This window comes from Streptomyces sp. Alt3 (assembly GCF_030719215.1).
Taxonomy (GTDB): Bacteria; Actinomycetota; Actinomycetes; order Streptomycetales; family Streptomycetaceae; genus Streptomyces; species Streptomyces glycanivorans.
Genome location: NZ_CP120984.1, coordinates 208,461 through 230,632 on the forward strand (window position 1 = coordinate 208,461; position 22,172 = coordinate 230,632).

23 protein-coding genes and 3 pseudogenes are annotated in these 22,172 nt (G+C 69.5%); 9 read left to right on the plus strand and 17 right to left on the minus strand.

All coding sequences use genetic code 11. The features are described from left to right. Positions 1-39: 39 nt before the first annotated feature. The gene (locus tag P8A20_RS38140; protein ID WP_306105413.1) at positions 40-294 is read right to left on the minus strand and encodes a hypothetical protein; all 255 of its coding nucleotides are present in this window, start codon (positions 292-294) and stop codon (positions 40-42) included. Between the two features lie 53 nt (positions 295-347). Here P8A20_RS38140 and P8A20_RS38145 point away from each other — a divergent pair, with 53 nt between their 5' ends. Next, positions 348-479: a hypothetical protein gene (locus tag P8A20_RS38145; RefSeq protein ID WP_258395913.1), complete on the plus strand. Its 132-nt coding sequence runs from the start codon at positions 348-350 to the stop codon at positions 477-479. A 159-nt stretch (positions 480-638) separates the two neighbouring features. Here P8A20_RS38145 and mihF read toward each other — a convergent pair whose 3' ends face one another. The 5 genes from mihF to P8A20_RS38170 form a co-directional block, all read right to left on the minus strand. Continuing rightward, positions 639-959 (minus strand): integration host factor, actinobacterial type, encoded by a 321-nt coding sequence (gene mihF / locus P8A20_RS38150; RefSeq protein WP_097243049.1) that lies wholly within the window; start codon positions 957-959, stop codon positions 639-641. Positions 960-1,717: 758 nt separating this feature from the next. Beyond that, positions 1,718-2,662 (minus strand): hypothetical protein, encoded by a 945-nt coding sequence (locus P8A20_RS38155; RefSeq protein WP_306105414.1) that lies wholly within the window; start codon positions 2,660-2,662, stop codon positions 1,718-1,720. 295 nt (positions 2,663-2,957) lie between these two features. Next, on the minus strand, positions 2,958-4,673 hold the full coding sequence (locus P8A20_RS38160; protein WP_306105415.1) for a hypothetical protein: 1,716 nt from the start codon (positions 4,671-4,673) through the stop codon (positions 2,958-2,960). 182 nt (positions 4,674-4,855) lie between these two features. After that, positions 4,856-5,767, minus strand: a complete 912-nt coding sequence (locus P8A20_RS38165) for a helix-turn-helix domain-containing protein (RefSeq protein ID WP_306105416.1) — start codon at positions 5,765-5,767, stop codon at positions 4,856-4,858. After that, positions 5,746-5,985, minus strand: a complete 240-nt coding sequence (locus P8A20_RS38170; RefSeq protein WP_306105417.1) for a hypothetical protein — start codon at positions 5,983-5,985, stop codon at positions 5,746-5,748. Before P8A20_RS38170 ends, P8A20_RS38165 begins: the two co-directional genes overlap by 22 nt. Positions 5,986-6,258: 273 nt before the next feature. Here P8A20_RS38170 and P8A20_RS38175 point away from each other — a divergent pair, with 273 nt between their 5' ends. Further along, the gene (locus P8A20_RS38175) at positions 6,259-6,804 is read left to right on the plus strand and encodes a hypothetical protein (protein WP_306105418.1); all 546 of its coding nucleotides are present in this window, start codon (positions 6,259-6,261) and stop codon (positions 6,802-6,804) included. 25 nt (positions 6,805-6,829) lie between these two features. On the opposite strand, the gene P8A20_RS38180 is transcribed toward P8A20_RS38175, so the two are convergent. Together P8A20_RS38180 and P8A20_RS38895 are read right to left on the minus strand one after the other, a co-directional pair. Beyond that, complete coding sequence (locus P8A20_RS38180; RefSeq protein WP_306105419.1) at positions 6,830-7,153, minus strand: hypothetical protein; 324 nt, start codon at positions 7,151-7,153, stop codon at positions 6,830-6,832. A gap of 228 nt (positions 7,154-7,381) precedes the next feature. Beyond that, positions 7,382-7,552: pseudogene (locus P8A20_RS38895) on the minus strand (DUF6303 family protein); the annotation flags it as partial. A gap of 279 nt (positions 7,553-7,831) precedes the next feature. Here P8A20_RS38895 and P8A20_RS38185 point away from each other — a divergent pair. Then, the gene (locus tag P8A20_RS38185; protein ID WP_306105473.1) at positions 7,832-11,530 is read left to right on the plus strand and encodes a hypothetical protein; all 3,699 of its coding nucleotides are present in this window, start codon (positions 7,832-7,834) and stop codon (positions 11,528-11,530) included. Between the two features lie 18 nt (positions 11,531-11,548). Here P8A20_RS38185 and P8A20_RS38190 read toward each other — a convergent pair whose 3' ends face one another. The 3 genes and pseudogenes from P8A20_RS38190 to P8A20_RS38200 form a co-directional block, all read right to left on the minus strand. After that, positions 11,549-11,797 (minus strand): hypothetical protein, encoded by a 249-nt coding sequence (locus P8A20_RS38190; RefSeq protein ID WP_097243044.1) that lies wholly within the window; start codon positions 11,795-11,797, stop codon positions 11,549-11,551. Positions 11,798-11,831: 34 nt separating this feature from the next. Beyond that, positions 11,832-12,329: pseudogene (locus P8A20_RS38195) on the minus strand (NF041680 family putative transposase); the annotation flags it as partial. Positions 12,330-12,414: 85 nt separating this feature from the next. Further along, entirely contained in the window at positions 12,415-12,861 is a 447-nt protein-coding gene (locus P8A20_RS38200) for a hypothetical protein (protein WP_306105420.1), read from the minus strand. Between the two features lie 126 nt (positions 12,862-12,987). Between P8A20_RS38200 and P8A20_RS38205 the strand changes: the two genes are divergently transcribed. After that, complete coding sequence (locus P8A20_RS38205) at positions 12,988-13,296, plus strand: hypothetical protein (RefSeq protein ID WP_306105421.1); 309 nt, start codon at positions 12,988-12,990, stop codon at positions 13,294-13,296. Further along, complete coding sequence (locus tag P8A20_RS38210) at positions 13,293-13,550, plus strand: hypothetical protein (protein ID WP_306105422.1); 258 nt, start codon at positions 13,293-13,295, stop codon at positions 13,548-13,550. Before P8A20_RS38205 ends, P8A20_RS38210 begins: the two co-directional genes overlap by 4 nt. Positions 13,551-13,599: 49 nt before the next feature. On the opposite strand, the gene P8A20_RS38215 is transcribed toward P8A20_RS38210, so the two are convergent. After that, complete coding sequence (locus P8A20_RS38215; protein WP_306105423.1) at positions 13,600-14,376, minus strand: hypothetical protein; 777 nt, start codon at positions 14,374-14,376, stop codon at positions 13,600-13,602. A gap of 560 nt (positions 14,377-14,936) precedes the next feature. Here P8A20_RS38215 and P8A20_RS38900 point away from each other — a divergent pair. Beyond that, a pseudogene (locus tag P8A20_RS38900) lies at positions 14,937-15,074 on the plus strand (restriction endonuclease); the annotation flags it as partial. A gap of 15 nt (positions 15,075-15,089) precedes the next feature. Here P8A20_RS38900 and P8A20_RS38225 read toward each other — a convergent pair. Further along, a complete protein-coding gene (locus P8A20_RS38225; protein ID WP_097243040.1) occupies positions 15,090-15,353 on the minus strand; it encodes a hypothetical protein in 264 nt (87 codons plus the stop codon). A gap of 327 nt (positions 15,354-15,680) precedes the next feature. On the opposite strand from P8A20_RS38225, the gene P8A20_RS38230 reads away from it, so the two are divergent. From P8A20_RS38230 to P8A20_RS38240, 3 genes are all read left to right on the plus strand, one after another. Continuing rightward, positions 15,681-15,923, plus strand: coding sequence for a DUF8825 domain-containing protein (locus tag P8A20_RS38230; protein WP_097243039.1), 243 nt, complete (start codon positions 15,681-15,683; stop codon positions 15,921-15,923). 57 nt (positions 15,924-15,980) lie between these two features. Next, entirely contained in the window at positions 15,981-16,139 is a 159-nt protein-coding gene (locus P8A20_RS38235; protein ID WP_306105474.1) for a LexA family protein, read from the plus strand. A gap of 226 nt (positions 16,140-16,365) precedes the next feature. Then, complete coding sequence (locus P8A20_RS38240) at positions 16,366-17,763, plus strand: HEPN domain-containing protein (protein ID WP_306105424.1); 1,398 nt, start codon at positions 16,366-16,368, stop codon at positions 17,761-17,763. 49 nt (positions 17,764-17,812) lie between these two features. On the opposite strand, the gene P8A20_RS38245 is transcribed toward P8A20_RS38240, so the two are convergent. The 4 genes from P8A20_RS38245 to P8A20_RS38265 form a co-directional block, all read right to left on the minus strand. Beyond that, positions 17,813-19,573, minus strand: a complete 1,761-nt coding sequence (locus P8A20_RS38245; protein WP_306105425.1) for an ABC-three component system protein — start codon at positions 19,571-19,573, stop codon at positions 17,813-17,815. Beyond that, entirely contained in the window at positions 19,551-19,817 is a 267-nt protein-coding gene (locus P8A20_RS38250) for an ABC-three component system middle component 6 (RefSeq protein WP_037872348.1), read from the minus strand. The genes P8A20_RS38245 and P8A20_RS38250 overlap by 23 nt, the downstream gene beginning before the upstream one ends. After that, entirely contained in the window at positions 19,814-20,749 is a 936-nt protein-coding gene (locus P8A20_RS38255) for an ABC-three component system protein (RefSeq protein WP_112489457.1), read from the minus strand. The genes P8A20_RS38250 and P8A20_RS38255 overlap by 4 nt, the downstream gene beginning before the upstream one ends. A 387-nt stretch (positions 20,750-21,136) precedes the next feature. Then, positions 21,137-21,985, minus strand: a complete 849-nt coding sequence (locus P8A20_RS38265) for a restriction endonuclease (protein ID WP_306105426.1) — start codon at positions 21,983-21,985, stop codon at positions 21,137-21,139. Between the last annotated feature and the right edge of the window lie 187 nt (positions 21,986-22,172).

Below are 22,172 nucleotides of genomic sequence, written 5' to 3' on the forward strand. Positions count from 1 at the left end.
CTCTGCGACCACGCGCTGCGGCCTGCTTCGGCGCCGTACTCACTCGAAGGCCTTGGCGTTGAGTTCGGCCATGTGCTGCTCGTAGTTCTTGTCGGCGGTGCGGCCCCAGCGGCCGTTGCCGTAGCGGACGGCGATTCCCGTAACTCCCGCGCCGCAGCTCCCAAGATCCGGGACCGGATCCCCACCGTGGTCGACACTGATCGTGCGGCGCGCGACGTCACCGCGACCGTGCGAATGATGAACGGCTGCGGCCGCTTTCACCGTCGCCACCTGCTTGCCGAAGCCCGCCGCCACCTCGCCCTCCTCTGCGCGGCTGCCGCCGCGACCCCCATTTGGACGACCACATCGTGGCCGCAGCCGTCTCCACGTACTGGCTGGACATCAGCGAACCCAAGACCGCACGCGGCCGGGAGCCCGGCTACCGCCTCTACACCGCCCGGTTGAACCTGCCCGGCCCCGGCCCGGTGCGGCGTCAGTGAGGCGGGCCGGGTCGCAGGGACATCCACGAAGGCGAGCGGCAGGTCGACCGGTCCCCTAGGCATGCCCTGCCAGCGTGAAGTCGACCAGAGCGCGGCGTCCTGAGTTCGCGTTAGGCGAACCGCAGTCCCTCTACCGCTCAAGGACACAGACGCGGCCTGTCAGGCCTGGGGCGCGAACAGTTCGATCAGGCGGGCACGCTGCCGTGCGCCGAGACCCTGGATCCTCCGCGTTTCCGAGATGCCGAGATCCACGAGATGACGGCGTGCCTTCACCGTGCCGACACCAGGAAGGGACTGCAGAAGGTGAAGAGCGCGGGTCTGCCGGGCGGTGTCGTCACCGCGGTCCAGGACGTCGAGGAGCGAAAGACGTCCAGCCTTCAGCGCCGCGAGCATCTCGCTGCGCTCCTTGCGGGCCCGGCCGGCCTTCGCGAGCGCTTCTGCTCGCTGCTCAGCGGTCAGGGCGGGGAGAGGGGTCGGCATGGCGCTCCTTTATCGGTCGGCTGCCCCATCATGACCGACCTGGCCCTCCCTGTGCGGACGGTGCGCTCCCCGATTCCGTCGTTGTGGACCGGAAGCTCAAGGGGGGACAGGCGTGGTCAGCCGGCGGTGAGTTGCCGAAGGAAGCGCTTCTTCTTGCGTTTGCGCAGGATCTGGTACACGTGGGCGTTGTAAGAGAGCTCTTCCCGTCAGGTGTCCAGGAACGCCTTCTGGGCGGCAACCACCGCCTCGGCCTTCAGCTGGAGGCGGTCCGCCACCCTGGCCTAGCCTTGCCCCAGGTGTGCTTGCCGACGAGGCGTGGCGCCGGGGGAGGGGCAAGGGCGCGTGTTCGACAAGTGGCTCAGGCCGCAGACCGTGGACCAGCCGGACGGGCTGCTGGACTACCAGCTGCTCGCCTGCGGCCCCGGCGCAGGGCGGGCTCTGGCCGGACGACTCCCACCGCCGGCCAGCGCCTTCCGCGTACAGCTACCGATCCGCAGGACCTCGATGCCCTCCGGCGCAGCAGTCAGCCCGCGCGGCGGGCCGGGCACGGAGCCCGATGTCATACGCCATCGCGCCGAGGGCGAGCACCACGAGGGGCCACACGAGCGGCGACGCGGCCGGGATAGCGCCGTGAACCAGGGCCGCGGCGATGCCGCCGGTGCCGAGCGTGGCGGTGCAGGTTGGAATGCTGGGCAGGGTGATCCGCAGCACCACCTCCTGGCGCCGGGCAGGGCGGGCTGATGCGGGGGCGCGGGCGCTCATCGTCCGCTCCCCGGCGTCGCCTCGGTCGCCGCCGAAGAGCGGCCGGTGATGCGCGCAGCGAGCCGGTTCACCTTCCGGCGGACCTGATTGCCCACATACTCTGGTGGGGTGGCACCGGCGGCCATGGCCGCTTCGGCCCAGGTGGTGACCCCGTCGGCGGCGAGGGCGAGAGTCACCGCCCGCTCGGCCGGGGAGAGCGCCTCCATGAGCTCGCTCAGACGCGGGTCATCGAAGCCGGCCTCTACTCCGAGGTCGGCGGCTGCCTGACCGGGAACCAGGTCGTACAGGGACAGCCCGTCGCCGAGCGGGGTGTCGAGCAGCAGCAGCCGCGATTGGGTGACCTTGCGGCGCCAGACCGGAGTGAGCTGCCGATTGATGACGCGGGCCTCCGCCTTCAGTTTGTCCAGGGCGTCAGGGGTCAGGCGGCCTTGGTCGTAGAGCGTGTCCGCCCAGTTGCCGAGCAAGGCGGTGGAGACCGGCTCAGTCCATCCGCTCCACCGTCCCAGCACGTCCGAAGTGAAGGAGCGGATCGTGGATCCGTCGCCGGTGAGTGCGGCATCGCGTGCGCCCAGCGCCTGGATCACGCCGGGGACCGGGATGTTCAGAGCCTGGAACCCGGACTCGATTGTCTGGTTGGCAGGATGGTCGGCCTTGAGCACCGCCATGCCGGTGGTGGTGGTGATCATCATGGGAGGAGCGACACGGTCGAACGGCTCCGGCAGCCCGAAGTTGTCGTCCATGTCGAGGACGAGGCTTCCGTCCTCCCGGAGGGTCACGAGGTCGCCGGCGTTCTCGTTCCAGGGAGCGGGGAACAGGGCCGTGACTGCCGCGCCTGTCTTCGAGCCCCAGTTGAAATGGCTGATCCGCTCGGCCAGATCGGTGTGGACGGAGCCGTCATCCTCGACCATGGCGTAACTGGGCGTCGGGTCATCGGTGGCCATGAGTGCCTCCTTGTCGGGGGAAATCCTTCTCCTCTCGGTCCCGGCACGGGCTCGATCCGACAACGCAACCGCAAGAATTCTCTGTGATCCACGCCACACCCTCTCGGGGGTGGGCCTGGAACACAGCAGCCCCCACCACAGCAGCACGGCCCTGTACACGGCCAGCCCTGTATGACACGGACCGGAGCCGTTCCCCCTGAGGTGCGCAGAATCCTGAGCAGCGATCTCAACGGCCCGGTGAGCTGCTCCTTGCCCAGGCGCAGGATCCCCGCCCGTCCCGGCTCCCTCTCAGTACCTAGCCGTCGTACGGCTCGTGAGCGGGCACCTGCCCCTCCCTGCGTCGCTGCCGGTCGCCTGTGAGCGCGACGATCCGGTGGACGGGCCCGGCGATGGCCGGGTGGCCGCCCGTGGGGACGAACACCACGTGACCGGTGTCGGGCTCGTAGGAGGTCACCGTGCCGTACAGCCGGTACAGGGCGGTCTCACCCCGGGGCCCGCACTCGATGTCCAGGCACAGCACCCAGTCCTTGAGCCAGTGAACGGGCTGCTTCTCCAGCACAGCCGCCGCAGGGCCGGGGTGATCGTCATCGGGGACCCAGCTGTACTTGCCGACGACCAGGTCGTTGTACACCTCGAGCGAATCGTCGGACCCGCTGTAGGCGGACTGCCGCCTTTCCTGCGCAACGCGTCGCACTGCCCGGGCCGTCGTCACCATGGCCGTGGGTCTGGCCCACGGCCCGTCGCCGGCGGCGTCCGCCGACAGATAGGGGTAGGCGCCGCGCAGCAGCATCAGCACGTCCCGCTCATCCGGCCCTGCGGTACCCGCGAGAATGCCCGGTCCCAGGACGATCTGCCGCTGCTCGCCGCCGGTGTGGTCAGCGGCATGCCGGGCTGCGAAGCCGGGGACGGCGAGCACGACAGCGTGGTCGGGCTCGATGCCGTAGCCGGCTCGGCGGCTACCGAACGGGACGGTGGGCCCGTACTGCTCGTACTGGGCCAGGTAGGCCAGTTCCGCATCCTGCCGCCGGGTCAGCGGCCATCCGGTCACCAGCATCAACTGCCGCCCGTCGCCGCCCTCCCCCGGGGCCGCTTGGAGCGCTTCCTCCAGTTTGTCGCAGCAGTCCAACACGTACTGCTGCCACCGATGCTCGAACTCCGCATCCGCCCACTGCGCGGGAGAGGTGAATCGTGCACCCGCCACAAGGGCCGGCTCCGGCAGCGCCGTCACATCACGCACCCGCGCCCCGCCCCAGACGGCTTCCACCGCCCGCATGGCCGCCGTACGCGCCGCGTCCTGCTGGCCGCCCTGGTCCCGGACACCGCTCCACGCCCGCCGGATGGTCGCCCACGCCTCGAACGGCTCCGCCCACCGGGACTTGAGCACCGCGGCAGCCAACTGCATACCCTCCCGCTGCACGTTCCCGTCGGCGGCCACCACATCGCACGCCCCACTGACCGACGTCGCGGAGCCCGCCGCGGGCGCCGCAGCCCGCCATCCGGCCAGCACCGCCTCCGACCGCTCCACCACCGCCGACCACGCCTGCAGCATCTGCCGCGCGCCCGCACCGACCGACGGATCACCCGTCCACGCTTCAAGCCTCCCGCGCACGCCCGCATCACGGTGCCGGGCCGCTTCCCACAGCACCCGCGCATAACCCTCCCAGGACCGCGGGCCAGCCTCCTGCTCCTCCAGCCCGCGCACCCGCCCGTCAGCCGCCACGACCTCCGCCGCAGCCCGCCACAGTGCCTCCTGGCCCGGCTCCACACCCACCACCGCACAACAGTGACGGCACACCTGCTCGCAGGCATCCAGCAGCGCGCGCGGGCTGCCCGTCAACCCCTCCGCATGCCGACAATGGCTCCGCCACTGGGACCCGTCGGCGGGAACATGCCACTTCCCGCCACCCATGCGTCCAAGTACCACGGTGATCTGCCGCAGCGGCCCGACATCCACCCCCGCAGCCGTCAGCTCCCTCTCCCGCAGCACCGGCAGTTCTCGGTCACGCCACACGGCAGCCCGCCCCCTTGTCGCCCCTTTGCCTGGGCGCTCACTGTGACACAGGCACCCGACCGGTATGCCCGGTTGCCGAAGGACGTCAGCCCTTCGGCGAAGAGCATCCTCGTGATGCGGCCTTCTCCCACAGGCGCGCCCTCCACCGCACCCCACAGGCACCCCACCGACCCCACCCTTCGTCATCTCCCCGGACAGATCCGAGCCACGTAGGCGGTCAGCTCGGCGTGCAGGTCCCGGCCCGCCCCGGCCACGGACTGACGCTGCAGGGCCGCGAGCTCGTCCGCACTGAGGCCATCCACCCACGCCACCCTCCGCCGGTGCTCCGCCTCTTCCTCCTCACGCAACTGCTGGTCGTACGGGTCGAGCTCTACCTCCTTCTCCTCGGGGATGCCTCTGAACCGGCGCCGCTTCTCCTCCTGCTCACGGCGATCCTCACGTTCCTCCTCGGCCCGATCGACGACGTCGCACGGATAGACCGCGGGCGGCCGGGGCCCGGCAGTGATCCTCCGGTGCGCGGCGAGCAGCGCGTCGGTGGCCGCCGGGCTGGCACCCAAGGCCGCAGCGAGCGCGGCGAGCTGTTCGACCGTGGGGTGCTGCCCGTTGAGAAGGTTGCTGATCGTGCTCTTCGACAGCCGCCCGGCCGCTCCGCAGGAAGCGGCCAGCGCACGTACCGGGGGCTCTCCGGCCTCTAGGCGAAGTCGGTTGAGGGCCCTCGTCAGACCGGGCCAGGTTCTGACACGCCCCGGGACGTAGACAGGCGCGGGCCAGGTCCTGGCCGGAACCGGAGCAGCCCGCTGCGCCGCCTCGCGAAGCCTCAGACCGGTCTCCTCCAGTGCCTCGCGGGCATGGTTGTCGGTTGCCTTTCTGCTGCCCCAGGCGTAAGCCCTGACCGTCTGCACTCCGGGCAGACCCTCCTGCAGAGCCCGGCGCAGCGTCCGCTCGGCCACGGGTCGGCCGAACTGCCTAGCCCGGAAGGCGAGACGGGGAAAGGTCAACTCCCCCTTGACCTCGCGCATCCACGCGCGCAATGCGTCCAGCTCGGCCCACGTGCCCGGACGGGCCGAGCGGCTCACCGGCTGCCGCCGGAACATGAACCGAGCAGACAGCCGAGCCGGCCGGGCACCAGCAGCGCCCCGGCCGCAGCGGCGAGCGCGAACAGGACGGCGGGCACAGGCCGCTGAAGCACGGCGAGCACTGTCACGGCGGCCACCACCGAAACAACGACCAGCGCCTCACCCGCGCCGACACGCCCGCACACCCTCTCGGTGACCGGGGGCGGCCCGGACGGCGGGGGACAGGAACAAGACATGCAGGCACCTCGAAATCGTCAGGGGGCATGCGCAGTGCGGAGCGAGAACCACTCCGGCGCGTTGCCACCGATCGTCCCAGCGCCGCCGGATGCCGCGCGACCTGCTCACCAAGGCCCCTCGCAGGCGTACCTTTCCGCCCGGTCGCCGAGCGCAGGTCAGCCGCAGAGAGGTCACTTTCATGTCCACACCCCCCTCTCGCCGCCGCCTGACCCCACAGACCAAGAGACTCACCCACGCCCGCGACCAAGGCCCTGTGCGACTACGCTGCCCCCATGTCCGTCATACCGGCCCTCTTCCGCGAAGCCGAGACCGACGACCCGGCCATCGCCCAGTGGTGCTCCACCATCCTGGCCGGCGACACCGCCCGCCTCCTGCTCCTGGGACCCCACTGGTCCGGCAAAACACACACCGCCTACGCCGCGCTGCGCCGACTGACGACCGCCGGATACCGCGAGGCGGACATCACCGTCCACCAAGCCCTCGATCTCAAGAGCACCTACGAACCCGGCACGATCGAGAACACCACCGCGGTGACAGTCATCGACGACGTCACGCTCTCCGTCGACCTGGTACGTGAGGCGACACGACCACTGCAATCCGACCCAGCAGATGTCCAGGCGACGATGGCACTGGAGGCCGGTGCCCTGGCGGACGCCATCGCCCGCCTGAGCCTGCTGCCGCACCGATCCTGGCTTTTGATCGCCTCAAGCACCGAGCGGCTCAGCGAAGCAGTCGGCCAGGAGACCACCGACCGTCTCCTCGCCGTAGCCGATCTCGCCGAACTGCAGCAACGCCCCCGGCCGACCCAGAACTGGTAGCCGTCGAGCGGGGCCCACATCGGCCTCACCGTCTCGGTGACGGCTCGACGCTTCCCCGTTCACGCTCATTCGGACCCGGCCCATCACCCACCACACCCCGAGCAACCCGCCGAACGTACGGCCCCTGCGGGTAATCAGGATCGGTCGGCGGCAGGAAGCCCTGGAGCGCCTCGTGCCGCGCCCTCAGAGGATCGTCGGGCAGCGCAGGGAGCGGCTCGCCATACGGAAGACCCTCGCGGTCGGTGTGGACCACAGCGCGGTACTGCCGGCCCTCACCCTGCGCCATCGTGAAGCCGACGAGCTCGTGGCCGTCGAGCACACGGAACTGGCTGCCGTCGTAGTCGATCACTCCGCCACGGTGCACGGTCAGACCGAGCGCAGGCCACTGTGCCGCCTCCGGCCCGAGCAGCTCGGCCAGCTCCTCCGGGGCGACAGGCCCGCGTCCGCCACGCGGCGCGTCACGTACCACAGTCGTCGTTCTGCGCCGCCCCGACACCGCCGGTGTCCCCGTTGCCTCCGGAAGCGGGCGCACAAGCGTCTCGCCGACGACCGTAACGCCCTCCCCGCTGAAAGACGGCAGCTCCGTCCAGCGCCATACGAGGCCTGGGGTCGGGTCTGCCGGCACGAAGCCGAGCGCGGCGAGTGCCCGGATGCGAGCGGCCACCGTGGGAGCGGTCGGCCCGCAGGGAAGTCGTGCTGCACGCCGCCAGCTCCTTTGATGAGCGTGGTGTCGACCCACAGCCGCCACACGCCCCCGGCGCTCTCCTGCGGGCTCAGGAATGCGGTCACATCCGTCATGAGCTGTCCGATCCTTCAGGCCGCCGCATCACATGCGCCAGGCTATGGCGTCCATACCGACAGCGGCAGAGTACGGGCAGACAGAGGGGCAACGCGTAGGAATCGAAGGTGCACCGTGCATCATCATCAGCTCCGACGCCTCAAGAGCTGCCACGCCCACAGGCGGGCTGCCGTTTGTCCGGTTCGCCTCCGGGCGCCGGGTCGTTCGTTCTACGGTGCACCGGTGAACATGGAGATGCCCCCGGGCGGCGGCGTACGGCCCGGACTGGACCTGCCGGTGGTGGATGAGGTCCTGGCCGCCGCGCTCCGGGCGCAGGGCGAGGGCGGTGTCCGAGCGCTGGGGCTGCTGCGGGACGCGCACCGGATCCTGTCGGGGGCCGACAGGCTGGAGCGGCCGGGGGAGATCGTGGAGGCGTGCGTGCGCAGCGCGGCCGAGGCGCTGCTGAAACTGCCTGGTGCCCCGAAGAACCCGCCCGGCCTGAAGTCGGCGGCGAAAGACCTGCTGGCGGCGGTGGATGCCTTCGGCCCGCCACCCGCCGGGCGTACGGGTCCCCCTGGGCACCAAGCCCCGGCTGGAAGCCGAGCCTGGGAGCTGGTCGCGGAGGCGGCCGAGGTGCTGCGCAGCGAGATCCAGAGCCCCGGCGGCCAGAAGCGCCGTCAGGCGCGGGGAATTGCCGAGCGGCTGATGGGTCTGCGGCTCGGTGCCGCGCAGGACAAGGCACTGGACACGTGGGGGGCCCTGTACTCGAAAGCATCGGGCACCCTGCACGGCGCCGGTGCCGAGAAGGACCGACCCACCTACCTGTACACCGAACTCCTGCACGCAGCACGCGAGTTGCTTGTGCCGCTGCCCGGCCGCGCCGATCGGGTCCTGGAGCTCACTGCCCTCACCGACCCCGGCCCGGACGACGCGGCGGAGCTGGCCCGGTGGACAGACCCGCGGGCGGAGGCGTTCTTCTTCCGCTCCGGCCCGTCCCCGGCCTGGCTGGGCGTGCTGGACGAGCACGCCGGGCACCTGCTGCTCGCCGACGAGGAGAACGGCACCTGGCCGGCCGCCCCGTTCCTCGAGCACCTGAACACCACCGCCCCGGACACCGCCCGACCCTGGCTGGCCGCCCACGCCGAACAGCTCGCCGCCGAAGGCCCGGGCGCACTGGACGCGCTGCTGCGCCTGGCCCTGGCCGACGCCCTCACCCCGGCCGGTATCCGCTCGCTGCTCCCGCACATCACCGCCCCGGTACTGCCCGGGGCGCCGTCGGGGCAGGGCGGGTTCGCGCGCCGGCTCGCGGCCCGCTGGGCGCGCACCCTCCCGGTGGCGGCCCGCGACGGGGACTGGGTGGTGGTGGCCGAAATGCTGCTGACGGATGCTGTGGACGCCGAGCACACCGGCCACCTGGCCCTGCAGGCGGTGCTGGAGCGCGCGCACGCCGCCCAGGAAGCCACGGAGGCCGGCCCCGCGTCGGTGCCCGGTGCCGAGCGCGCCGCGGCCCTGGCCGATCTGGAGATGGAGGAGGCGATCGCCCGGCAGAACGCCGACCGCCTGCCCGCCCGCGACGTCGCGGGCCTGCTGCACCAGTTGGTGACGACTGTCCACCCCACCCCTGGTGGGGAGGGCAGCGCGTTCCGGTGGGCGCGCGCCGTACGCGGCGCGGTGGCGGGGCTGCTGCGCCGCGACGTCGAGGCGACCTCATCCGCAGCCCGGGAGCTGGTCTTCGACGTCGACCTCGACGAGGTCCGCCTCGGCGACTCTGCGGCCTTCATTGGCCCGCGCTTGGCTCGCACCATTCTCGACCTCGCCGCAGCGGACGCCGCGGCAGGCCTCCCGCTCGCCGAGCGGCTGCGGGCATGGCCACGGATCGAACAGGCCGACGCGCACCTGCACGCCCGCCTCCTTGCCGCACACCTGGCCGCCCACCCGCCCCACACCCCGGACCCGTACACCGCTTCGGACCCGGGCACCCCCGCCCTTGCCCTCGCCGAAACGGCGGGAGGGGAAACGGGGAAGTGGTGGGATCTGGCGCTGGAGACCACGGAGCGGCTGCTGACCGGCCGCCCCACTCCGGAGGGCGCCCGACTGGCCGACCTGGTCCTCACCACCTGCCCGCCCGAGCGCGCCGAAAGCCTTCAGCGGCGGGCCCGGGCGGCGCTCGGCCCCACACCCGCAGCCGCCGAGGTGGAGCAAGCCCTGCCCGCCGGAACCACCCAGATCGACGGAACGGTGGAGCCGCTCGCGTCCTGGCTGCGGGTGTGGGACTGGTCCCCGGTGCTCACCGCACCGTTGCTGGACGGGTTCGGCCCGCTGCTCGCCGCGGTGCGCCGCCTGCGCCCGGCCGGGCCCCCAGACCCGCGCGCCGCCGATCACCTGGTGCCGCTGCGCCGCACCGTCACCCTCGTCGAGGAGGACTTGCTGGAGCGGGCCGCCGCAGACGGCCCGCTCGAAGCCGCCGCCGCACTGGCCGCCGCCGAGGACGCCGGAGCCGACGGGTACGCAATCGTGCTGCACCGCCTCGTCGAGGCCGATCCGGCCGCCTGGAGTGCCGACGTCCCCGCCGTGCTCACCGCCCTGGACCGGGCGGAGCTCGGCGCGTTCTACCTCGCCGCCACCGCGAACCCCGCCCACCGCCCCGGCGCCCTTCCGGCCGGGCCGGCCCCGGCAGCACGGGCCGCCCTCGACCTGCGCCGCACCCTGCCCGCCCCCGTCCCCAGCCAACCGAACCCCACCGTCCTCCTGTTCGCCGACCAGGCGCTGTTCGACCTGCTGACCCTGGTGTGGCGCACCGGCACCGACCTCGCCGAGGACCTCACCCCCGCCCTGGAACATCTGCACGCCCTTGCCACCCCGCTCACCATTCCCGCCGTTCCGCCACCCGCGCCCGGCCCAGGCCCGGACAGCATCGTGCTCGCCGACGCTGCCGGTCCGGACGACGAGAGCGCGGTGCCCGAGCCGACCGGAGACCTGCCCGGCTCGGACCCGGCGGTGCGCGCGCTGGGCTGCCTGCTGGAGTACGCCGCCGCCCAAGTCCGTACCGGCGCCGCAGTTCCCAACGACGTCCTCGACCTGGTGGTCCGAGCCCTGACCGCGCGCGGCGGCGAGGAGGCGCTCACCACCGCCATCGGGGTGGCCCTGCCGTTCCTGCACCGCCATGCAGCCGAGTTCACCGATGCCCATCCCAGCCTGTACGTCCTCACGCCGGGCCGGCCCACCCCGGCTGCCGCGTGGCTGCGCTGGGGCGGATACGACCCGCTGCTGCTCACCGCCCTGGGCCCCAGCCCACTCCTTGACGCTGTACGCGCGAACCTGCCCGGCGCCGACCGGCACCTCGCCCACGCCCTGCTTATCCGCACCGGCGACGCCGACGACGTTCTGGGCGACCCACGGGCCGCCTGGACGGAGCTGGCCGCCGCACCTGACGGCTCGCCTGCGGCATCCCGGCTCCTGGCCGCGCTCGCCGCACGCACTCCGCACCGGACCGGGTCCGGCGACACTCCGCCGGACCCGGCCGCCCACCGCGCCCTGGCAGCGGCAGCACGGTGGTGGACCGCGGCGCTGGACGCCGACCTGCCGCCCGGGGCGCTCGCCGCCGCCGGCGACTTCGCCGACACCGCCCTCGACGACACGGTGTGGCTGCCGCTGGCCCGCCGCAGCGCCGCCCATACCCCGGCCCAGACCCGCGCCGGTGACATCGCAGAACGGGCCGCCGCCCACCCGCGCGATAACGACGCCCTGCTCCTGGCCGCGCACCTGCTCACCCGATCCGCCCTCGCCCCCTGGCACGACATCGAGGTCCGCGCGCACGCCCGCACCCTGCTCTTGGCCGCCGATACCCAACCCGCCCCCGAACACCCGGCAGCCACCGAGCAGCTACGCCGAGCGCTGGTGGAGGCCGGAGAGGTGGACCTTGCCCGGACGACGTCGACAACCAGCTGAGCTTGTCGTTTAACCCCATCAGGGGGTGACGTAGTCGCCCCAGCCGAAAGTGGCGACGTAAGCGCGTCGAACGGCTTCTCCGCCCCGTCCACCCCTGATGCGGATGATGGTCGGCGCAATGACGAACCAGGCGGCAAAGCACCCCGCGATGATCAAAGTCCAGCGAGGGCCCGAGAAACTGGCAATGACGGCCAGGGCAATGATCGTGACGACCAGTCCGATATGGCCGCCGCCGATGGCCGTGCTGGATCTGCTGCCACCTGTCATCAGGGTCTCCCGCCAAAGATCACGCTGTCCCGTGTCAGAGCAGACTACGGAGCACTGCCAGCGTGTCAGTGCCGCTCCCACGACGGGGTTTGGTGCTGGCCTTGTGGTGTGTAGGGCGGCTGTATGTCTGGCCGGTCGCGAGGACCCGGCCCACATCGTGACGGGTGGCAGGGCGGTGGTTCTTCGAGCCTAAGGGGCGGCCAGGGCCGGGGCGGGAGGGTTTCGGTGCACCGGCTGGAGAGCCGGTCTTCGCGCGCAGGTTTCTGAACCCTCTGCGGACGCGGGCGGGCGTGAGTCTGTTCGGCGAGGCCGACTTCTCCCAGGGCCGTCGGAGGTCGGTGGCCAGCGGGCGGGAAAGCCGAAGCTGGGCGTAGGCCGCGACCACCAACCACGTCCATCGGTCGGCCGCTTCCAAGCTGCGGAGCCGGGGTTTGGTCCACCCGAGTGTCTGATTGAGCAGGCGAAACGTGTGCTCAAGATCGAAGCGGCGGAGGAAGGACTGCCAGCAGCGATCCACATCGTCGGTCGTGGCGGCTCTGGATCCGTGGTGCATTCAGTTGTCGACGGCCCGCCCATCGGGCGAACCCGGGCCGAGCCGTCGCTCCTCGGGGCCGTCCCTACTGCATCGTCGCGTAGTCGTTCGGGGCCTTGCGGAGGATCTCGATCATCTGGGGCTCGGTCAGCTTCCGGAATGCCACCGTTGACGAGTTCGCTATCTTCCGGAAGAGGATGTCGGAAGGGATCGGCGGAAGGTCGGCGAACAGGGGGTGACGTTCTGGCCCGGCGCCCTCGCTGAACTCGCGGTGCAGCAACCACACCGTCTCGGCGAACAGTGGGTACGCGGTCTCGTGCTTGCTCCACAGGCACCGCAGCGCGTCGCCGCCAAAGTCCCGGTTGATGAAGCCCCAGACGTACGACATCTCGGCCGTCTTGTCCGGGTACTTGTCATCGTTCAGGTAACGGACCCACTCGTTCAGGATGTCCCAGCGCAGTGCGCTGACGATCACGCTCGCCGGTGCTTCGCCCAGTCGTAAGTCGGCGACGGGCTCATCATCGAAAGTCATCCGCTGACCGTAGCGAGAGAGACCACTGCCGCGCCACGACGCCCACGCGTCAGCACGAACGAGCGCCTCCGCGACGCTCCCCTTGGCGCTACTCTGGCACTCTAAGCACGACTGCAGGAGGGGCACATGGCGCACGAGGACTGGACCGTGGACCGACTGCACGTTGCGCTGCCCCACTCGGCGTCCCGGCAACAGCTGCTCCAGGACGTCAACCTCACCCCGATCGAGGACCTGCCTGCCGTCCTCGACGGATGGGCCTCGGCCGCCGAGCAGCTCGAATCAGCCCGGCCCCGCATCGAGGCCGCCCGCGCCCACATAAAGGTGCGCGGTGTTCTCCCTGACGACCTGGAGACCAGGGACGTCACCGCCGACGTTCTCAGGGACGCCGAGCCGCGCCAGGGCAACCGGGACGACCGCGGCCGGGGAGCGGCGTGACCTACCGGCTCAACTTCCCTACCGACGTCTTCGACACCTACAAGCAGCTCCCCGAGCTCGCCCGGCGGGACCTCGCGCTCGCCTTGGTCGACGCTCAGCAGGACCCGCTCGCGTACTCGGAGCCCTATGGGCAGGACGACGGCATCATCCGCACCGTTGCCCAGGGCCACGTCACCGCGGTGATCCTCCTCGGCCACGACACAGCGACGATGACCGTCCTCACGATCGCGTACGCCGGCACGGCCGACTCGTAGGCCAGCCACTCAGACACCAGGTGGCGAACCGCGTCGCGCCGCCCCGTTGTCACGGGCCTGCGGTCAGTGTCCAGGCTCTGCCGGACGTGGCGGGCTTCCAGTGTTCGGTGTACTCGGCGTTGTCGCTGATGGGTCCCGAGACACGGAACACAGGGTGGACGATATCGGGGTCCTCGTTCACCTGGAGGGACTGCTTCTTCCCCTTGCCGTCGATGTAGTCGACCCGAAGGTGGTATTCGACGTACTCCTTGTTGAGGAGCTTCGACTCCACGGCCATGACGAAGCCGTCGCCCGGTTTGAGTACCTGTGACTTCCCGGTGAAGTAGGGCTTCCCCTCCTGGGTGAACCGGGGGTCCCGCTTGCCGAGGTCCAGCTCCGCCGGGATTGTGTCCTCGGCCACGCCTCCCAGCGGCTCGATCATCGTGGTGCCGAGCGCCGGGGTACGCCGCGTGATCACGGGGACGATGTCCACCACGGTGATGGGTGAGGACGATGTGTTGGTCACGGACAACTTATAGGCGGTCTTGATCAGGGAGACCGCGCCGATCTTCAGGAACAGACGGTCCAGCGCTGCCTGATCGTACGGTCCTGTGAGCACCGCGCGATCCGCGGGGCTGACCCGCTGCCCCGAGACCAGGAACGCGCTGCTGTCCCCGGGTAGTACCGCCACGGTGACGGCCGACGAGGCCTTCGACACCGGCCGGGCCGTCGCGGCGGGCTTGTCCTCACCGAACAGGGTGTCGGTGACCAGCCCCTGCAGCGACGAGCCCAGGCCGGTGATGAGGCTGACGACAACGGCGGACACCCCGGTCAGGACCGCGGCCATGAGGACCGTGCGGGCCGAGGTTCTCTGATCCTCCGGTCCGGAAGAAGCCGGCCGGCGACGCTCGGACACCCTCCGGAGGTGTTCCCGCCCGCCCGTGCGCCTTACCATGCTGCCCCCAGTCGCTATGGTGCGCGAAGAGCACATACGCACCCCACGACCGGCGATCAGCCGGCCCCGCCCGCGACCGGCCGGTGGTCGCGATGTTGTCAAGTGGCGCCCCCGCGCGCTGATTTGTCGATCCTAGCCCTGCGCCGGACCGAAGGACCATCGGTTACCGTGCGGCTCGTTGCCGGGCCGCACGCTCGACGGACGAGGAGTCTTGGCGCGCGCCGGAGAATTCTCACCCGAGCATGAAACATGTCCTCCTGGCCACTGCGTCCAACAGAGGATTGATGCCGCCGCCCACCGCCACGCCGCCCACCGCGTCTCCAGCGCTGTCGAGCGTTATTCGGCTTCGGCTCCAGCTGAACCGAACCCGGTACCCACGCCCAGCACGCCGGGCTGCCTCCGGCTCATCGCCACCGCCCGCGCGGTCGACTCGATGTACATGGAGTGGCGCCGTTGTACTGCGCGAGGCAGAAGGCCGACTGTCCACGATGATCGAGGGCGCCGTCCGCTGCGCCCAGAGCCGTGCGCGGCTTGTTCGTGCCCTCTACGAACGCTTGGACCGCCTGGAGACCGCAACTGGTCAGTCTGCCGCGCCCTCAGCCCGATCAGGGCGTGTCGCCCTCCCATACCCACGGACCGCCAGGACGGCTGAAGGTGGGCCCGTATGAGGCCCGCCCGCCCGGTCCGTATGCGCTATGAGGGGTGATCAAGAACGCGCCGGTGGTGATCTCCTCTTCAGTCCAGCCGGTCACCTCGATCAGCTGTCCGTCCAGCGGCCCACCGGTCAGCTCGCGGTAGTCGCGGCCGGGCTGTGGCCCAGGCTCCAGGTCATCACGCTCGCTGCCGTACACCCTCGGTGCCTGTGTCATGCGACCAGTCTGGTGCGACACAGGGGCCACCAGGACAGGAATCGGTGCGCCTTCACCACGAAGAGTCCCTGCCCGCTGCGCAGCCCATACAGGTGCAACATCAGCGCGTGGCAGTGGAGCGCCACTGGTGAAACGCTCCTGCACATTTCACCCCTGACCTGCGCCGATGCCCTGGATGAAGGTGCGTGGAGCCTGTGCAGGGCCGTGCGTTGCAGGGCCCGTCATGTTCGGTGTCTGCCGGTAGGGTCGTGCGGTTGATCGGGCAGCGAGCACGGACACGCGTGTCCAGACGTGACAAAAAAATCGAACACACGATCTAATGCGGGAATGGACGCCCCCAACTTCCCCACCGACCTGGTCCAGGCCCAGCGCGACCTCAACGCCACGTACGACGCCCTCGCGGCACCCCACCAGCACGGCAACACCACACTGCGCCGCCATCTGCTCCTCCTGTCCGCCCGCATCTGGTGGCACCCCTTCTGGAACACCCGACGGACCGGCAGGCCAGCAGACCGGACCGAGCTGCGCCGCCAGGCCCGCGGCGACCGTCGTGCAGCGAGGGCGGCATGAGAACCGAAGCCCCGACCGATCGACAGGTCCAGATTCTGCAGGTGATCAAAAAACTGGATCGCGGATCACGGCGAGGGCCCCTCGATCCGCCAGATCGGAGAACGGGTCGGCCTGTCCAGTAGCAGCTCGGTCGCCTACCAACTCGCTCGGCTGGAAGACCCTGGCCTGATCAGCCGCGCCGGGCGCCGTTGGCGCTCCTGTCAGCTCGGCACCTGAGTCCCTCGCTCTCTCAGCGGCACCCGGCCTACCGTCAAAGTTCGGAACCGTGACATCCCCAAGGCGACGTTAGTGTCCCCGCATACTGGCGGATCAAGCCAATGCCGTACGGCTGCGGCCTCACCGGCCCGCATCGTCCACGCTCAGCGTCGAGAGTGCGGCCAGCTGGTCGACGTGCTGCGATATGTCCAGGAGCCGGCTGCGGGGTGCGCTAGTTTCGTGTCGCATGGAAGACACCTCCCAGCTACGTCAAGCCGCCCTCGCCTGGCTTGAGCAAGCACGTCATCTGCCCTCCATTCCCCAGGCTGTCACCGACGCAGCGCTTGCAGCGCGGTCGGAGTGGGATGACCTGAGCAACGCCGTGGTCATGGCGGCGCCGATATCGGAGCACCGTGACCTGTACGGAAAGCTCACTGGTGACTGGCTGCCCAGATGGCCCGTAATCCTCGGTGCATCCGGGCTGGGCGACGCGACCCGTCTGATCGCTCAAGGGGCGGCGGTACCGGTGGAAGAGGTCGCGGACAGTTTCGTTGCCTTCTGTACGGCGTCGGCATCGGGCGTCGAGGACTGGCTGCTGCTGACCGGCGATCTCCCTGAAAGCGCACGAGTTCCGCTGGGCCAGCACACCCTGCAGACCTTCACCACCGACGAACTGAAGCAGCTGGGCCCCATGCCCGCGCTCCACGGCTTGCAGCCGGGCGGGCTCGACCTCGATCTTCTAAGCGGTGCGCCCTTCGTCCATGCCCCGAACCCTGACCGTACGCCGGACCGCAGAGGGACCCACTGGTTCGAGACCGCCGGTCCTCGGCCGGAAGCCCGCCACTGGAGAGCTCTGCTTCCCCTCATCCTGTGGAGCGAGGACCTGTTGCACATCGATGCCGTGTTCAGAGTCGAGCGCGGCCGGTACTTCGAACTGAACCGAAACGACATCCCGACCACCATCGACACCGTTGCGAGCCGCCACGGAACTCCAGTCGAATTCGAAGCCCGCAAGACGGGAAGCTTCTACCTCGCCCCGGCCGATCTGCCGCGGATGCAGGCTTTCTGCTCCGCAATAACAGCCAGGATCGATGCCGTCATGGCTGGCGCAACCAGCGGCCGCAAGCTGCCCAGGAAACGTGCCCGACGGCTTGAACGAGCCGCCCGACACCTGCTGCAGGCCTACCAGCGCACCACCAGCGACAACGAAGTATGGGAGCAAGAGATAGACGAGCTGCACCTGGACTACGTCATAGCCCTGGAAGCCCTGATAGCCAGCCCCAACGACAAGCACGACGGCATTAGCAAGAAGATGCAGACTCGCACGGCCGCCCTGTTCCCCCCAGCGCTGCGCGAACTCGTCACGAAGGCAGTACGGGACGCGTACAACGCGCGGTCCTTGTACGTGCACGGAGACCTGCTCAAAGAGCAGGAGGAAAGCGAAAGACAAACTGAGCTACGTGCGCTGAGGCTGATCGTGCGGCAGGTTGTGCTGCGCTGGCTCATCCTCACCCCCCATGACACCGAAGACCTCGCACCACGTCTCGACGCCGCAGCCGACTGCCGCAGCTGTGAGCGAGCCATCGACGAGCCTCTGCGCACCTTCTTCGAGGAAGTGACGACGCAAGACGACATCAGGTCATGAGGCGGCCAAGAAACTCCCGGCGGCTATCGCGGTCGGGGCGGGCTGCTCGCTATGCCTTGCCTGTGGCTTTGAAGCGGAAGCCGAAGAGGCCGCCTTCCTCGTCGTCGGTGAGGCGGGGACTGCGGATGTGGGGTTCGGGGTTGAATCCGCGCTGGGCCGCGGTGCTGAGGGTGTCGGTGTTGAGGGTGACGATGTACTGCATTTGCTCTTGCTCCGTCACTTCGGCTGCGAGCGCGAGGGCTCGTGCGACCTGGCGTTCGTCGACGCCGTCGTAGAGGTGGCTGTCGTGGATGAGGAAGTCAGGGCCGCGCTCATGGCGGTGTGCGAGGACGGCCAGGGTGAGGTCGAAGCAGAAGATGACCATGTTGTTGATGCCGCGGCTGTCGTCGGCGTCGATGCGGGGCGTGATGCTGAGGCTGGTCCGGCCGGCCTCGATGGCGAGGTAGGCTTCGCGGCCTTCGCCGTAGAGGCGCTGGGCGTACCGGGAGAACAGCAGGATCGCTTCGTCTGTCTGTTGTCGGCGCTCTCGGAGGTCGAGATCGACGGCCTGTTGCAGTTCGACGCTCTTGGCGGTGATCTGGCGGGCGCTGGTTTCTAGGGCTTGCGCTGCGTCGAAGCGGTGGCGAAGAGCACCGAGAGCGGCCTCTTCCCGTCCCAGGGCTGTCTGCAGGGCGGTCAGTGCTTCCAGCGCTCCACCGTCCGCCAGCTCGCGCAGGAGGAGGGCCTGGTTTTCGCCCAGGTCGGCACGTTCCTGACGCCGGGCGGCCAGGCGGTCGGTGAGTTCCTGGATCTCTTCCTCCAGGAACCTGCGCCGGTTGCGTACGACGGAGTGGTGGAACGCCTTGACGTCGTCGAAGCGACGCCGGACCTGGTCGTTGAGGATGACCCCGAGCTCGCGGTAGGCCGGCTCGAGGTAGGACACCTCGACGTCGGTGGTCTCAGTGACCGCGCCCCGGAGCTCTTCGAGGTTGTGCTGGTCGATCACGTCGTCCTGGGCGAGCTGCTTGATCCGATGGCTCACCTGGTCTGCGCGCTCCTTGAGTCGCTCGTACTCGGGGACCACCTGGAAGGCGGCAACCTGCGTCTGCAGCCGTTCGACCTGCGCCTCGGCGAGAGTGATTTGGCCTCGCAGATCGGCCGTGGACCCGACGATCCGTCCCCATACGGGATCGTTGACGGCCTTCCTCAGCTGGTCCCTGGTCGCCTTGCGGGCATTGAGCTCGCGGTACCCGTTGACCAGTTGCCAATCCAGCCCGAGGAGGTAGGACAGGTTTGACGATGCCTCGGCGGCGGCCTGTCGGGAGAACGTCCGGGTCGGCTCGTTGAAGCCGTGAGCGGAGACCCGGCGGATGAGGAACGACAGGAGCGTGCGACCACTCACCCCGGGGTGGTCGCCATCCAGCCCGAAGAGGTCCCTCTCGATGACGCGATTCCACTGCTCCACGGACAGCTCTACGTCCTGGCGGTCCGTGAAGAGCGTGTCGGCCGGCACGCCGGACACGTCCCGGCTCAGCGACACGACCTTGGGATTGCCTCCGCGCCGTCGTACCTCAAGCGGATCGTCCTGCCACGGCCAGTCCATAGCGAGGCTGAAGGTGATGTGGCGCAGCGCCCTGTTCGTGGCCAGCGACCCGGAGGATTTGGCCCCCAGAAGGAAGTGGATGAGTTCGATCACGCTGGACTTGCCGGCGCTGTTACGGCTGTCGGTTTCAGCCGACGACGTGGTGGTGTCCGCGACCAGCAGGTTCAGTCCTGGTGAGAACTCCACCGTTTTGAACCGTGCGTCGTCAGCGCTCAGACGGCGCAGCATCCGTACTCCTTGCGACGAGAACGTCTTGGACCAGCTCCACCGCACCCATGGCGAAGAGGATGTCCAGGGCCAGAACGAACCACTCGAACGATACCGGTGAGGTATGGGCTTGATCAGCGCGCCAGCTCTTCAGCCTTGCCCACGTCTGACTGACGGTCCGCGGTTCATCGAGCTGGAGGAGAACCTGCGCGCCGACAGCGAGCAGGCAGCGGTCAGGAGCGATTCCTTTCGTCGGAGTGATCATGCGGTCAGTCCGATGCCTGGTTGCCAGCCGGCGGGCGGCGTCTCGAAGATGTCGCATCGTTCGAAGAAATGCGCCAGGACTACAAGGGCGGCGCGCAGCACCTTCGGTCGCGGCTGGGCGTTCCCCAGGAAGTACATCTTGAGCTGCCAAAGAACGTCGTCGGCGTCGCTGTAGTCGCGGCGCACTTGCTGGTAGTGCAGGCGGAAGCCCTCTGCGACCTCGTCGTGCTCCAGCTCGCTCTGGCTTCCGGCGTAGAACGCGTCTACCAGGTAGCTCTGTCGCATGCCGCGGAGGAGGTCCTCCCGGTCCGCTCCTTCGATCCGGTTGAAGTCCAACTTCTCCACCGGCACGTCAGGCAGGGACATCAGAGGGTTGGACTCGGCGCGGATGTCCTGCAGCTGCTTCAGCAATGGTGCCAGGTCCTCCATCCCGATGCCGAAAGTCGTGTCCTTGATGGGGATCTCGCAGCGGAGGACGTCCTCGGTCTCCATCTGATCAAGCTGCATGCACTCGCGCCACAGCCGCCGGGTGCCCATCTGCTCGAATCGCAGCGAAGGCATGCTGTCCCGCGCGCTTGCCAGCAGAGACGTCACCTCCGGATGCACACCCCGCCTGTCGTTGTGCACGAAGACAAAGGTGTCGAATTCGCCGTTTCGCTTGGCGATCGCCCCTGAGAGGTCCCCGTCGAACTTCTTGCGGATCTTGTCCAGCTTCACCGTCTGGGGTGCGTAGCAGGCGTACAGCTTTCGCGAATGCAGGCTGAGGCCATCGGCCGACCTGTCACCCAGACTGCCAGCCGTGCGCACGTCGAGGAAGTCTGGATAGCGCAAACACATCAGCCGATGGAAGAAGTCCTCGAACTCGTTCTCGTAGAGCTCCGCCATCAACTCGAGGAACTTGACGTGTGCATACATCCGCTGCTCAAACCGCATGAACCCCCCTTGCGCACAGAGCTGGCAGCGTAGCTGTGTGTAGCTGAACCCAACACCCCTCGATCGGATTCTGCGGTTGCCGACACCCGGTCCACGCCCAGCCCCAAGGGCGGTACGCTGCCGGCGTCGAGCTTGTCGCGCCTTGGTGTTAGAGCTCGATACGCCGAGCTTCACGGGCACCGGCTCCGCCTCACCGTCGACTGCGGCGCTGTGGCACCTGGGCACTAATCGGTTTGCGCCCTCCCGCTCTGCCGATTGTGTGAGGGCCGCCAGGCCCCTTCGAAATACCTGTTGCGCTTTGCTCGGGCCTCGCTTGTGCGCGTCGATTCCAGGGTGGGAGGGCGGGGCCTGGGTGGGCTGTATGCCCAGCGCGGTAGCTGTTCGTGCTCAGTACGGCGGTGTGAGGGCGACGACCCGGCAGACGTGGTCGGCGTCCTGCGCCCACGCGAGGAGGGCCTTTCGGTCGATCAGCAGGATCCCGTGCCGCTTTCCCCAGGCGGCTGCGTCGCGGGTGAAGAACCCGTTCGTCACGACCATTGACTGCGCGGCCTCGTACACGGGCCCGGCCGTTCCGTTGATCCGATACAGGACCTCCGAGCCGACCCTGCGTCCCCGGGTTGTGTGCTTGCACTGCACCGCGAGGGTGCGTTTGGCGGCGTCGACCGCGAGCACGTCCACTGCCTGGTCGCCGCGGCCGCCGACGACCTTGGCCTGCAGGCCGTCCCGCTCCAGCAGCCGTCGCACCATCTCCTCGAACCCAGCCGGCGAAGCCCCGTCTATAACCCGGACGTCGGGGCTGAACGTTACCTTCCGGGCACTGCGGCTGCGTTCGAGCCCGGCCTCCCACGCCTTCCGGTGGGCCAACTGCTCTCTCTGGCGCAGCAAGCGCTGGGCTTCCGCCTCCCGGGTCAACGCGAGTTGCAGTAGCTCCTTCTGCCGCCGCAGCTCCGCTTCCAGGCTCCGCTGCCGGTCGCGGAGCCGCTCCGCCTCCGCACGCAGGCGCCCGGCTTCCTCCTCGTACCGCCGCACGCGGCGTCGGAAGGCGGTGCGGGCGGCGAACTCGACGGGCAGGGCGAGCAGCAGCCCCAGCGTCAGCGCGGCGGATACGTCCTGGACCCGCATCCCCCCGCCCGTCAGGTTGTCCAGCACAGGCACCGCGAGCGCCCCCAGCACGATGAGCCCCAGCTTCCAGCTGTTGACCACCCCGTACGGATACTCAGGCCGAACCCGCCCCACGCCCGCCTCCCCCGACGACCCCGCCACCACCAACTCCCCGAGACCCTACGACCCGCCACTGACACCACCATGCCGCCAGGGTGCCCGCATCGCGCTTTGGAGGACTGCAGCCGCCCGGACACTCTGGGGAAGGTGTGAGTGGGCGCGTTGGTGGCATTACGTGGGTGTCAGCGGGACAGGGCGCTGG

Bases quoted from the DNA above. Each gene is read 5' to 3' on its own strand.
- P8A20_RS38200 (WP_306105420.1), bottom strand. From the start codon at position 12,861: ATGACTTTCGATGATGAGCCCGTCGCCGACTTACGACTGGGCGAAGCA.
- P8A20_RS38255 (WP_112489457.1), bottom strand. From the start codon at position 20,749: ATGCGGTTTGAGCAGCGGATGTATGCACACGTCAAGTTCCTCGAGTTG.
- P8A20_RS38205 (WP_306105421.1), top strand. From the start codon at position 12,988: ATGGCGCACGAGGACTGGACCGTGGACCGACTGCACGTTGCGCTGCCC.
- P8A20_RS38190 (WP_097243044.1), bottom strand. From the start codon at position 11,797: ATGACAGGTGGCAGCAGATCCAGCACGGCCATCGGCGGCGGCCATATC.
- P8A20_RS38185 (WP_306105473.1), top strand. From the start codon at position 7,832: ATGGAGATGCCCCCGGGCGGCGGCGTACGGCCCGGACTGGACCTGCCG.
- mihF (WP_097243049.1), bottom strand. From the start codon at position 959: ATGCCGACCCCTCTCCCCGCCCTGACCGCTGAGCAGCGAGCAGAAGCG.
- P8A20_RS38225 (WP_097243040.1), bottom strand. From the start codon at position 15,353: ATGACACAGGCACCGAGGGTGTACGGCAGCGAGCGTGATGACCTGGAG.
- P8A20_RS38250 (WP_037872348.1), bottom strand. From the start codon at position 19,817: ATGATCACTCCGACGAAAGGAATCGCTCCTGACCGCTGCCTGCTCGCT.
- P8A20_RS38245 (WP_306105425.1), bottom strand. From the start codon at position 19,573: ATGCTGCGCCGTCTGAGCGCTGACGACGCACGGTTCAAAACGGTGGAG.
- P8A20_RS38230 (WP_097243039.1), top strand. From the start codon at position 15,681: ATGGACGCCCCCAACTTCCCCACCGACCTGGTCCAGGCCCAGCGCGAC.
- P8A20_RS38155 (WP_306105414.1), bottom strand. From the start codon at position 2,662: ATGGCCACCGATGACCCGACGCCCAGTTACGCCATGGTCGAGGATGAC.
- P8A20_RS38175 (WP_306105418.1), top strand. From the start codon at position 6,259: ATGTCCGTCATACCGGCCCTCTTCCGCGAAGCCGAGACCGACGACCCG.
- P8A20_RS38165 (WP_306105416.1), bottom strand. From the start codon at position 5,767: ATGTTCCGGCGGCAGCCGGTGAGCCGCTCGGCCCGTCCGGGCACGTGG.
- P8A20_RS38170 (WP_306105417.1), bottom strand. From the start codon at position 5,985: ATGTCTTGTTCCTGTCCCCCGCCGTCCGGGCCGCCCCCGGTCACCGAG.
- P8A20_RS38240 (WP_306105424.1), top strand. From the start codon at position 16,366: ATGGAAGACACCTCCCAGCTACGTCAAGCCGCCCTCGCCTGGCTTGAG.
- P8A20_RS38215 (WP_306105423.1), bottom strand. From the start codon at position 14,376: ATGGCCGCGGTCCTGACCGGGGTGTCCGCCGTTGTCGTCAGCCTCATC.